The organism is Xenorhabdus sp. SGI240, assembly GCF_040081915.1.
Taxonomy (GTDB): domain Bacteria; phylum Pseudomonadota; class Gammaproteobacteria; order Enterobacterales; family Enterobacteriaceae; genus Xenorhabdus; species Xenorhabdus bakwenae.
Window position 1 is genome coordinate 127121 of sequence record NZ_JBEBMB010000003.1, and the last position, 12582, is coordinate 139702.

The following is a 12582-nucleotide window of genomic DNA, read 5'->3' on the forward strand; positions in this document are numbered from 1 at the left end:
CGTTTTTGGGCAGCTGTAAACGACAACTGCCCTGCATATATCACGATGCGATATTTTCCATCGCCTGTAAAATACGCTTATCTGATATTGGATACGCAGTACCCAGTTGTTGGGCAAACAGGCTAATCCGAAGTTCTTCAATCATCCAACGAATTTCTTCGACTTCCGCTAACTGCTTCTGTTGAACAGACAATTTTGCCAACCACTGTTGCCATTGACGCTGGATATGCTCAACCCTGCTCATATGCGCCCTATCTTTATTAGGATCTACCGCCAATTTTTCCAATCGCCGTTCGATACCATTCAAATAGCGCAAAACATCTGCCAGGCGTTTCCAACCGTGCGAAGTCACAAATCCATTAAAGGCCAGACCGGAAATTTGTTCTTTAATATCGGATAATGCCAGCGCGAGAGAGATATCCACCCGCCCTTTCAGGCGCTTGTTGATATTAAAAACCGCAGTCAGGATCTGCTCTACTTGTTTGGCAATCTCAACCACTGCGTCATTCAAATTGGCACGAACTTTATCATGCAAACCGGAAAATGCCTGTTCATCCCAGGCTGGCCCACCATTTTCTGCGATCAATTTATCAACACCACAGGAAATACAATCATCAATCAAATCCAACACTTTTCCATATGGATTGAAGTACAGCCCCAGTTTAGATTTGTTCGGTAATTTTTCATGCAAGTATTTAATCGGCGATGGAATATTCAGCAATAACAGGCGACGTGTTCCTGCCCACATTGCATTCTGCTGTTCAGATTCGGTTTCGAACAGTTTAATACCGATGCTGTCCTTTTCGTCCACCAATGCCGGAAATGCCTTAACAGAATAGCCTCCGCGCTTCTGCTCATAACATTCAGGCAATGCCCCAAAGCTCCAGATATGTAACCCATTTTGCTCTATGCCATTATCTGCAACTGCCGAAAGAGTTTCCTGAACTTTTTCTTTCAATTTCAGTTTCAATGCTGACAGATCTTTGCTTTCCGCTAGCGGTTGATTTTTTTCACCTGTTTTCTTCTCTCCAATAATGCGGAATGTGATCTTTAAATGATCAGGCACTTGTTCTAATTGCCAGTTATCACGTGACACCGTCACACCGGTCATGCGGCGTAATTCTTTCTCAAGGCTATCCAGTAAAGGGATCTGAGGTTGTGTCACACGCTCCAGGAATGCTTGCGCATAGTTAGGTGCCGGAACAAAATTACGACGTATTGGTTTTGGCAATGATTTAATCAACGCAACAACCAATTCATGGCGAATTCCCGGAATTTGCCAATCAAATCCTTCATCTTTGACTTGGTTCAATACCGGTAAAGGAATATGTACTGTTACGCCATCAGCATCGGTTCCCGGTTCAAATTGATAACTCAAACGGAATTTCAAGTTACCCTGATACCAGTAATTTGGGTAATCCAGCGCACTGACTTTATTTGCGTCTCCTTTGATTAACATACTCTTTTCAAAGTTGAGCAATTCCGGCTGATCTTTGCTGGCGACTTTCCACCACTGATCAAAATGGCACGACGATACAACGTCTCTGCCAATACGCTGATCATAGAAAATGAACAAGGTTTCATCATCCACCAAAATATCTCGTCGGCGAGATTTATGTTCCAGTTCTTCTACTTCTTCACGTAATTTCAAATTAGCGCGGAAAAATGAATGTCGAGTTTGCCAGTCACCTTCTACCAGTGCATGGCGGATAAATAATTCGCGGCACAACATCGGATCGATCCGGCTGTAATTGACCAGGCGACCCGGCACAATGGGCAAACCATATAAGGTGACTTTTTCGGTTGCCATTACCGCCCCCTGGGACTTCTGCCAGTGCGGTTCACTATAATGCTTTTTGATTAAATGGGCCGCTAATGGCTCTACCCATTCTGGCTCGATGCGGGCGGCAATACGTCCCCACAAGCGGCTGGTTTCCACCAATTCAGCCACCATCGCCCATTTTGGTGGTTTTTTAAATAGTCCAGAGCCAGGAAAAACAGAAAAACGGGCATTACGCGCACCGGTATATTCCTGTTTATCCGTATCTTTCTGGCCAATATGGGATAACAACCCCGCCAACAAGGCAACATGGATACTGCGATAATCTGCTTCCTGACTGTTAATCGGCAGCCCAATTTCTTTCACAACTTGCCGGAGCTGAGTATAAATATCCTGCCATTCCCTGACACGAAGATAATTCAGATAATCCTGCCGACAAAGTTTACGGAATTGGGAACTGGAAAGCGCGTTCTGCTGTTCCACCAGAAAATCCCACAGCTTGAGGAAGGCGATGAAATCTGAATCCTTCTCCGCAAAACGACGGTGTTTTTCATCAGAAGCCTGCTGTTTTTCCAACGGTCGCTCCCGTGGATCTTGAATTGACAATGCGGAAGTAATCACCATCACTTCGCGAACGCAACCATTTACCTTAGCTTCCAGTACCATACGTGCCAGACGGGGATCGATAGGCAACTGGGCCAATTGTCGTCCCATTGGAGTCAGTCGGTAACGCCCTTCTGACAATGACTCTGGATCAATAGCCCCCAACTCTTCCAACAGGCGAACACCATCCTGGATATTGCGTTTATCCGGTGCTTCAACAAATGGGAAGGCACTAACATCGCCCAAGCCAATGGCGGTCATTTGCAAAATAACGGAGGCCAGATTGGTACGCAGAATTTCAGGATCAGTGAATTCCGGGCGTGACAAAAAATCCTCTTCCGAATAAAGGCGAATACAAATCCCGTCCGAAACACGGCCACAACGCCCTTTTCGCTGATTGGCTGATGCCTGCGATATCGGTTCTATTGGCAAGCGCTGCACTTTGGTGCGATAGCTGTATCGGCTAATACGTGCAAAACCGGTATCGATCACGTATTTGATGCCTGGTACAGTCAGTGACGTTTCCGCCACGTTGGTTGCCAAAATAATGCGGCGACCGACATGGGGCTGAAATATTCTGTTCTGTTCGCTGTTAGACAACCGTGCAAAAAGTGGCAAGATTTCGGTATGTGGGAAATTTTGCTTGTTGAGGGCATCCGCCGTATCACGAATTTCACGTTCACCGCTCATGAATACCAGTATGTCACCTGAGCTTTCACGCCCTAATTCATCCACTGCGTCAATAATGGCTTCAAGCTGGTCGCGATCATTATCCTCACCCGCCACAGGACGATAACGCACGTCTACCGGATAAGTACGTCCAGATACTTCGATAATTGGGGCAGTGTTAAAATGACGGGAAAAGCGTTCAGGATCGATAGTTGCAGAGGTAATGATGACTTTCAGATCCGGGCGTTTTGGCAGTAATTGGCGCAGATAACCGAGGATAAAATCAATATTCAAGCTGCGTTCATGGGCTTCATCGATAATTAACGTATCATATTGCAATAACAAACGATCTTGCTGCAATTCTGCCAGCAGAATACCGTCAGTCATCAATTTGACCAACGTATTTTCACTGACCTGATCATTAAAACGAACTTTATAACCGACCGTCGAGCCAAGCGGCGTTTCCAGTTCATCCGCAATACGGTTAGCAACCGCACGTGCTGCTAAACGACGAGGCTGGGTATGGCCGATCAGCCCTTTGACTCCCCTTCCCAATTCAAGGCAGATTTTGGGGATCTGAGTTGTTTTACCTGAACCGGTTTCCCCGGCAATGATAACAACCTGATTATCCCGAATAGCTTTATAAATATCTGCTTTCTTCTGGCTAACCGGCAGGTTTTCAGGATATTGAACCGAAGGACATGCAGCCTGGCGATTCATGACTTTCTGTTTTGCAGTCGCTATATCCGCAGCAATGGATTGTACTACAGCCTGCAAGGAGACTTGATTCTTAATTTTTGCTGCGCCATGCAGACGTTTTTTTAAACGGAACTGATCGCGCAGCGGTGTGTGATCAAGTTCAGCGGATAATTCAGCAAATGGTGCTGTCAACGGTGATTCCACGTGATAAATCCTTGTGACGTTTTTTAACTGAGTAGCGCTGTCTTTGCAGGCCAAGAGGATTATTTTTTTATGACATAACGATATCGGAAGTGTAACATATCTTATGCGATCTCACGTACTCCATATATAGTCCCCACCTCACCAATTCATCGTTTGATTCAATGAATTTGAATGAATATCTCAAAATATTGAGCTATTGACTGAACAATTCCCTATATAAAATATGATGCACAAACAATATTATCAATGAAGTTATTAGTAACTTGGGTTGTAGATAACTGAGGAGATAGAGAATGAGTAAAGTACTGGTTCTGAAATCCAGCATTCTGGCACAATATTCCCAAAGCAATAAACTGGCCGACTATTTTGTTGAAAAGTGGTTGGCTGACCATTCAGAGAGCAACATTACCACACGTGATCTGGCTGAAAACCCCATTCCAGTACTGGATGGAGAGTTAGTCAGTGCCTTGCGTCCAAGCGATGCGGAATTGACAGAACGCCAAAAAACCGGATTGGCGCTATCAGATGAGCTGATCGCAGAGTTAAAAGCACACGATGTTATTGTCATCACTGCGCCAATGTACAACTTCACTATTCCTGTTCAACTAAAAGCCTACTTTGATCTGATTGCCCGTGCGGGCATGACTTTCCAGTACACTGAAAAAGGCCCACAAGGGTTGCTGGAAGGCAAACGAGCAGTTATTTTAACCAGTCGGGGCGGCATTCACAAAAACAACCCAACAGATTCGGTGACCCCCTACTTACGTACTTTCCTCGGATTTATCGGTATTACAGATGTGGAATTTGTATTTGCTGAAGGCTTGGCTATGGGGGCAGAATCCGCTAACCAGACACATCAAGACGCCCGTGAAGAGATAGATAATATCATATTGAAAATGGGGCAGAAGCAAATCGAAAAAATCGTTGCCTGAGATCGTTCAATAAAATATCCCATAAGAAAAATGAGATAGCGCGCCAAACGGGCGCGTTTATTTCTGCACCCAATGACCATTAATACTGAGCACATATTCTCCAGAGGCTGCTCGGTTTACCAACTTCTCTCCTGCCATCCTGGCAACTTGTTCTGTCGTCATGTTGTTTTGAGCCGCGATCTCAGTATATTTCTTTTGTCGTTCATCATTAATTCTTTCCACGACTGATTGAGCATCTTGAGTGTTTTTTACCGGTGCCAGATAGCCGCTGAATGTCTCTCCCACCAGCCCCTGTTGTTTTGCTTCATTCAACGTCATGCCCATGGCAAAAGAACTGAATAACAGGCTTAACAGAAATATCGTTCCTACTTTTTTCATGTGTTAGCCTTAGAATAAGTTAGAATTGTTTTTAAGCATATCTTCAATTTGCCTGTCAACTTTAATATGAATTTCGTGCTCAATTTTGACATTCATATTGATGTTGATAGGCTTATCCGGTGTTGCCATTTCCAGCCTGATGCAGCCCATCAATGCCATACTGAATAAGGCTACACTGACCAACATCACACCCCTTCTGACCGTTGACAACCTGAATCCAATGTTCGTTATCATTTATCGCTCCCACCCATTACAGATATATTTTTCTGCAGCCATTCTTCCAAGTTACTGCCAAAACGCAGGCTACGCCATAATTGAAAAATATTTTCCTCATGATGATAGTTAAGCCTCACTTCACGTTTTCTATCCACCACAGGATTTACACCACTAATTTCTGAATGCAATGTTAAGATCCCCAAATTATCGAGCGTAACATACGCTTTTGACCGGTCGATTTCTAAATAACGCAGCCAATCCATTGCCATACCTGCCGATAAATCATTTTTTCCTATAGAATCAACTGTATCCTTATCCAACCTTAATGTCAGATAATCCTCATTGGCTAGCCATCCTCGTTGAATAATCCAGCGTTTATCATTTAATAATACGGGTAATTCACCACTGATTTTTCCTGACATCGCCATTTGTTTGACTTTTAATATGCCAAACAATTTACTCAAATTCAGTTTGTTAAACCGTAATACAGCGGCTTCTTTTTGTGGGATCTGTAATTGGTCCATGGCCAATTTCCCATCCAGCATGTCCACATTCACATTGGTCAACGTCAATGGTTGTTCGTCCGTGGCTGGGTAGTAACCCAGTAGATCAGCTGTTACATTTTGCATATCAAACAGCCCCTTAATGGCTTTGATCCGCAACTGAACGGGAGATCCCAGCCCTAATTGCCACGTGTGCCCCTGTAAACGCCACGGTAAAACAAAATCCAGGTCATTCACTTCCCCATTTTTCAGCCACATACCCGCATTTTTGACCACCCAATGTCCCCCCGCACGCAATCCTTGCCCCTTTGCTGCCGAAAAAGCGGCCTGAGCATAAATAGTTCCACCAAGCACGGTAATACCCAAATCTGACGGAATTAGAGATTGAAAGGCTAATAAAGATTGCCTCGGCCAGCGGGCTTCTCCCCTCAATCGCTCTCCATCCCAACGACCATAAAAAGGAATGGGACCAATACCGTTAGAGTACAGTTTGCCATTCAACATAAAGTTATCTGGAGATGCTCCTGTAAGCGTGGCCTTAAAATCAAAGGCAGGCAAAAAACCACCAGAACGAAATTCTGTTTTCTGGGCAGACAATTGTAAATCTCCCGTTAAATTAGGGCGATCTGCCACCCTCTCCCAAATTAACGAATTTGTCAGTTGTAAGCGCGGTGCTTTCATCTTCACAAGACCATATTGGATAAGATCAAAGCCGGTATTTAATTTCTCTACTGTTATCTTTGATTGATTCCAACTGCCTCTGCCAGCGATATCCCAGTTAGCTTGTAATGGCGGTAAATGCCCATTCCCCCAATAACGCCAATGCCAATTTCCCTGATCGGGTATAAAATCTTTTGCCCAACCATCCAGATGTAGCTTAAATTCCCCCCAATAACGGTCTTGTGCCATCACAATGGCTTGAAGACGGCCAGTAAAGCCATCACGAGTCAAATAAGTGCCCGCCAAAGGTAATCTGGCTTCCTTGACCGTAAATGTTTCACTGACCTTCCCCCATGCCCGAAACAGGGCACCTGGACGAAAAGTGATTTTAGAATCAACCAATGGCCCTGTAATAATGGCAGGCAATGACATGGTCATGACCATCCGACCACGATTCATTTGCCCGGTAAACTGAAACGGAATATGAGCATTGGTTATATTGACTGGCGTTGGTTTCACGGAAAGAACAACATTACCTTTGCCCTGCTCATTTTGGGTGACCAGATTTACCCGTCCACTGACGAACATACCTGACAAACCTTTTTTCCATTGTTCAAGCGTAATATTCACCCGTCCAGACAACGCTTGATTACTCTCCAACCATTGCCATTTTCCATTAACAATCTGGAACTGCGACTCATCAAATGACCAGGGTAATTCTGCCAATGCCCGCTGATTTTTTCCTTCAATAACGGTGAGCAACCCACTCTGTTCCTGCCAATTCAATATCAGTTGCAACGGATCGGGATATTGGCTCAGAGATAAGTGCGCTATGATTTGGCCTTGTTCTGGAAGCGTTGCAGTATTCAAGGGTAATACGATATTTCCATTCAAGGACATCACCTGTTCAGGCAACTTCACAATAAAACGCTGAACAATGAGTTCCTGTTTGTCTGCAATATGCGCATTGAGTTTTAATTTTTCACTCTGATAAGAGAACACTTGCCCCTGAGATGATGAGCTAAATTGAAACCTGCCTGCAAACTCCTGCCAGGGCATAAGAGCCAGCCGATCAACAGTAAGGTTAACCGAAGGTATCGCAGATAATATCTCTTGCACTGATAATGGGGCTGATTGCCCTTCTGTTACAGGGAGTTGCGCCAGGCATTGGTTCTGGCTGTCAATATTGGCGACATGAATGTTCCAGCGGCGATTTTCACTATTTTCCCCGGATAAATATTCCACAGATAGCCCGGAGACGTTGATCCATTCACACTCTTTCGCTTGCAATGACAATTCATCTAACCACAATTCACTGTTCTTCCACCGAGGTTGGCTCAACGAAAAAGTGACTCCTTGTGGCAACCAATAACTGGCAAGCAATGGTAACCAGCGAGGAAGTGTATACCATCCCATCGACACCAATAACGCCAGCAGTATCCCCATCACTGCAAACATTTTGAGTATTTTTGCCATTAAATCCTTATCTCATCTTGTCAACCTGAGAACAACTTCCTGTTATGATAATCTCATATCAGGCTCTAAGCCGATTTATTATATAAGCTATCCCTATGAATAGCTTATCCGGCGATTTATTCGAGTATAGCGAAAGATAACGCTTAGAACCTTCAGGAGACATCATGATTGCAGGCCGTTTTTGCAGCAAAGTGAATTTAATGAATGGCTCGAATGATTCTATAGTTACTGAGTGGAGATGTTGTTATGAAACTGGTTGTTTACAGTACAAAGCAGTATGACCGTAAGCATTTTGAAATGCTCAACCAAAAACCTGGCTTTGATTATCATATCGAGTTTCTTGATTTTCCTTTAAGTCCACAAACTGCCAAAAATGCCGTTGGTGCGGATGCCATATGTATTTTCGTCAATGATGATGGGGGACGGGAAGTGCTGCAAGAACTGGCAGAGATGAATATCAAAATCCTGGCACTACGCTGTGCCGGATTTAACAATGTCGATCTGGATGCAGCGAAAGAATTAGGTATTCAGGTTGTTAGAGTGCCTGCTTATTCCCCTGAATCCGTTGCTGAACATACTGTTGGGTTGATGTTGTGTCTTAATCGACGTATCCACCGTGCCTACCAGCGCACCCGCGATGCCAATTTTTCCCTTGAAGGGTTAACCGGTTTTAACATGTATAAACGCACGGCGGGCATTATCGGAACAGGAAAGATCGGTATTGCTACTTTGCGGATTCTGAAAGGCTTTGGAATGCGTTTACTGGCACATGACCCCTATCCCAATCCTGAAGCCTTGAATATGGGTGTGGAATATGTGGACCTGGACACTTTATATGCTGAATCAGATGTGATCTCCCTGCATTGCCCCATGACACCGGAAAACCACCATTTATTAGATGATACGGCATTCACCAAAATGAAAGATGGCGTGATGATCATCAATACCAGCCGAGGTGCCCTCATTGATTCCGTGGCTGCCATTAACGCGCTGAAACAACAAAAAATTGGTGCATTAGGTATGGATGTTTATGAAAATGAAAGAGATTTATTCTTTGAAGATAAATCAAATGACGTTATCCAGGACGATATTTTTCGCCGCTTGTCTTCTTGCCATAATGTACTGTTCACCGGCCATCAGGCATTCTTAACCGAAGAAGCCTTAACCAGTATCAGTGAAACAACTTTGCAAAATATTCAGCAATTAGTTTCTGGAAAGGTTTGTCCAAATATTGTTGAATAGACTGGAAAAAGAGAGAGTAAAGCAGGTTATTTGTTGTCCACGTCTCTTGACCTATGAAATATGATCAAGAGACAGGACAATGCAGGGTTTATGGTTAATTTCTCTTATGTTCTTATGACAAGATAATACCAATCGTCAATGTTACGGTAATCCAAACCCCTACAAACGTTACATAGCTCATCAATCTGTTCTTCATTTTACTTTCCCTCATTATCAAACAAACATCCATAGCTGCACGGTAGTGGTCCCGACTGTCTGACATAAAAAATATAAACAGCATTTAATATATATTTGGTATGCAGCATAAGTTCCATACTAATATTTATTACAAAGGGTATTAAATTAGCCAGGTTGTTGTAGTAATAAGACAATGCTCAGGTAATAAAACTGACCAGAATAGGAGAGCTAACGCATAAAAAAAACCACAATACGTGGTTTTTAACAAATTATTCACCTGAACCGGATTCAGTATGTGGTTTTTCGGGGTATAACGATGCACTCCAGTTACTGTAAGTGCAAACAAATATCGACGGATCTTTGTTTGAAAATGGCGTAGCCATAGATTTGATTTTTTCCGCCAACTGCTCGGATTCCATCGTCGAATTACCAATATAAGTTCCACCAGGCAGGCGATGCCATTTCCCATTAGGAAAACGGATAGATTGGCTGAATTGATTCGCCGTCATCCTTTTATGTAATTTTTCATAACCCTCAATACCCGTGCCATAAAGCTCTACGCGAATCAAATAACTTGCCATTTCTCTTTCCTTGTTTTTAACTTTCAACCAAACAAGTTATCAGTTTTTCTTTACTGCTTAAAGTCAGAAAAACGGGAGAAAAATTCGATATTAATGCCAATTCCAGTACTTACATTATATGTATTTGATATAAAATCCCTTTCATATCAAATAATAAAATAATTACATTGGTGTATTTAAAATATGGTCTTCCCAATCCACCACATCCGCTTCACGCACAGCGATATGCCTGACAGAAATACGCTCCGCATGCATTGCCGATTTTGAACCGCTAACCAGTGGGTGCCACGGAAGGAGTTTCCCCCCCTCGCCAATCAGACGGTAGGCACACGTCTTTGGCAGCCATTCAAAGGTGTTCATATTCTCACGGGTCAATTTGATGCAGTCAGGCTCGTATCTGAAACGATCTTCATAATTCTTGCACTGGCAGGTTTTAATATTCAGTTGATTACAAGCAACATTGGTGAAATAAATTTCATCCGTATCCTCATCCATCAACTTATGCAGGCAGCACTGACCGCAGCCATCACATAGCGCTTCCCACTCTTGATCTGTCATTTGTTCTAAGGTTTTCACCTGCCAGAAAGGTTGAGACATAATGTCTGTCATTCCTCGTGTTAAATCACTCTGGTTGTCAAAACGTGCTCATTGAGAGAAACATCTAACACATCACCAGATTGCAATGGCCCCACGCCTTCAGGCGTTCCCGTCAAGATAATATCGCCCGGACGTAAGGTAAAAAAACGCGACATGTAGCTAATCAACGGGATGATAGGCATTCGCATGTCACTCGTATTGCCGTTTTGGCGCAATTGGCCATTTACTGTCAAAGAAAGTTCGGCATTTTGTGGATCATCAAAAGCATTGACAGGAATAAATCCCGATATCGGGCATGATCGATCAAATGCTTTACTTTTTTCCCACGGTTGCCCCGATTGTTTAAATTCACGTTGCAAATCACGTAATGTCAAATCCAGTGCAACTGCAAAGCCTGCAATCGCCTGACTGACTCGCTCTTCATTGGCATTCTTAAGTGCCGAGCCAATCAAAACAGCCAATTCTATTTCATGGTGCACAGCACCTAATTCCTGTGGAATGAAAACAGGTTGGCGCAGATCACACAACGCGGTTTCAGGTTTAATGAATATCACTGGCTCTTCAGTGGATTGAGAACCCATTTCTTTCATGTGCTTGTCGTAATTACTGCCGACACAAACAACCTTATTAGCAGGAAAATCCAACAATATCCCCTGCCAATCCCGATGTTGGTACATTACATGGTTCCTTTATCTTGTTTTCAGGATTTGATTTTCAGCGATTCAGCGAGTGAAAAAATGAGTACGTTGCATGATACCGTCCGCCATCATACCAACACTGAGCGCAAAATAGTAAGAACGATTCCAGTGCATGAGAGTGCGGAAATTTTGTGTCACCCAAAATGCCCGTTGTGCCGAATCATCAGGGATGACTATCCAACCTTTGGTATTTGCGGGCAACTTAGCAAAATGAGGAGATGAAATTCCCAATACCTGCCACTGTGCAATGGTTTTTCCCTGTTCAGGTTTAACGCCTTCTAAAGCGATATCAAAGCCTGTAGGTAACGAAATAGCATACCCCCAAGGTAAACCTTGTCTCCACCCTTCCTTATGTAAGTAATTGGCAGTCGAGGCAAAAACATCTGCTTTATTATTCCAAATATCAATTTGGCCATCACTATCGCCATCAGCACCATACGTTAAGTAAGAAGTTGGCATAAATTGATTTTGGCCCATTGCACCCGCCCAGGAACCTTTCAGCGCCTGATCTTTATCAATATATTGATTTTCAATTATTTCTAACGCTGCCAGTAACTGTTTGATAAAAAATACTTCTCGACGTCCCTCAAAAGCCAGCGTGGATAACGCCGAAATGACATCTTCTTTTCCCTGAAATTTGCCAAAACCGCTTTCTAATCCCCACAATGCAACAATATAGGCTTTGGGTACACCGTATTTGTCGCTGATCCTTTTTAGCTGGAGATGATTATCTTCATACTCCTTGACACCCTGTTCAATCTTACGCGCTGGCAAGATGCGGTTCAGGTAATCATTCAAAGTCACTTTTTTTTCTGGCTGGTTACGATCGGCTTTAATGACGCGCGGAATAAAATGGATATTGGCAAATGCCCGATCCAATGTTTTTTCACTGATCCCCTGCTCTCTGGCTTGCTGTTTTAGCAAGGCCACATAAGCAGGAAATTGTGATGGCTCACGGGCATTCAATGGAAAATCCTGCTCCAATGCCCTGACTTCGGCTTGAGATCGTGAAGCCAACACGGATGGATAGTACAATTGTTTGGCACTTATTTGTTTACCACTTAATGTACTGCACCCTGTCAGCAAAGTTGCTGTCAATAAAGTCAGCCCAGTGATTAATTTCATAAATCGGCTCCTCATCAATAATTCAGGATCAGGCAGTGACCA

Annotated in this window: 10 protein-coding genes; 2 read left to right on the forward strand and 8 right to left on the reverse strand. The window is 43.5% G+C overall.

Features of this window, described 5'->3' with window-relative positions:
* Positions 1 to 40: 40 nt before the first annotated feature.
* Complete coding sequence (gene hrpA, locus ABLA76_RS01015) at positions 41 to 3943, reverse strand: ATP-dependent RNA helicase HrpA (protein ID WP_348986549.1); 3903 nt, start codon at positions 3941 to 3943, stop codon at positions 41 to 43.
* 305 nt (positions 3944 to 4248) lie between these two features.
* Between hrpA and ABLA76_RS01020 the strand changes: the two genes are divergently transcribed.
* Entirely contained in the window at positions 4249 to 4887 is a 639-nt protein-coding gene (locus ABLA76_RS01020) for an FMN-dependent NADH-azoreductase (protein ID WP_047770081.1), read from the forward strand.
* A gap of 57 nt (positions 4888 to 4944) precedes the next feature.
* On the opposite strand, the gene ABLA76_RS01025 is transcribed toward ABLA76_RS01020, so the two are convergent.
* The 3 genes from ABLA76_RS01025 to ABLA76_RS01035 are packed head-to-tail and all read right to left on the reverse strand — an operon-like array spanning position 4945 to position 8120.
* Positions 4945 to 5265 carry a YdbL family protein gene (locus ABLA76_RS01025; protein ID WP_047770079.1) on the reverse strand — a complete coding sequence of 107 codons (321 nt, stop codon included), beginning with the start codon at positions 5263 to 5265 and terminating at the stop codon, positions 4945 to 4947.
* Between the two features lie 9 nt (positions 5266 to 5274).
* Positions 5275 to 5451: a YnbE family lipoprotein gene (locus ABLA76_RS01030; RefSeq protein WP_235428349.1), complete on the reverse strand. Its 177-nt coding sequence runs from the start codon at positions 5449 to 5451 to the stop codon at positions 5275 to 5277.
* Between the two features lie 44 nt (positions 5452 to 5495).
* Entirely contained in the window at positions 5496 to 8120 is a 2625-nt protein-coding gene (locus ABLA76_RS01035; RefSeq protein ID WP_348986529.1) for a YdbH family protein, read from the reverse strand.
* Positions 8121 to 8366: 246 nt separating this feature from the next.
* Here ABLA76_RS01035 and ABLA76_RS01040 point away from each other — a divergent pair, with 246 nt between their 5' ends.
* Positions 8367 to 9362 (forward strand): 2-hydroxyacid dehydrogenase, encoded by a 996-nt coding sequence (locus ABLA76_RS01040; protein WP_047770069.1) that lies wholly within the window; start codon positions 8367 to 8369, stop codon positions 9360 to 9362.
* 446 nt (positions 9363 to 9808) lie between these two features.
* Here the strand turns inward: ABLA76_RS01040 and ghoS are convergent, their stop codons facing one another.
* The 4 genes from ghoS to ABLA76_RS01060 form a co-directional block, all read right to left on the reverse strand.
* Positions 9809 to 10120, reverse strand: a complete 312-nt coding sequence (ghoS, locus tag ABLA76_RS01045; protein ID WP_047770067.1) for a type V toxin-antitoxin system endoribonuclease antitoxin GhoS — start codon at positions 10118 to 10120, stop codon at positions 9809 to 9811.
* Between the two features lie 162 nt (positions 10121 to 10282).
* Positions 10283 to 10729, reverse strand: coding sequence for a YcgN family cysteine cluster protein (locus ABLA76_RS01050; protein WP_348986530.1), 447 nt, complete (start codon positions 10727 to 10729; stop codon positions 10283 to 10285).
* 8 nt (positions 10730 to 10737) lie between these two features.
* Entirely contained in the window at positions 10738 to 11394 is a 657-nt protein-coding gene (locus ABLA76_RS01055) for a fumarylacetoacetate hydrolase family protein (protein ID WP_285810816.1), read from the reverse strand.
* A gap of 45 nt (positions 11395 to 11439) precedes the next feature.
* Positions 11440 to 12540 carry a lytic murein transglycosylase gene (locus ABLA76_RS01060; protein WP_348986531.1) on the reverse strand — a complete coding sequence of 367 codons (1101 nt, stop codon included), beginning with the start codon at positions 12538 to 12540 and terminating at the stop codon, positions 11440 to 11442.
* Between the last annotated feature and the right edge of the window lie 42 nt (positions 12541 to 12582).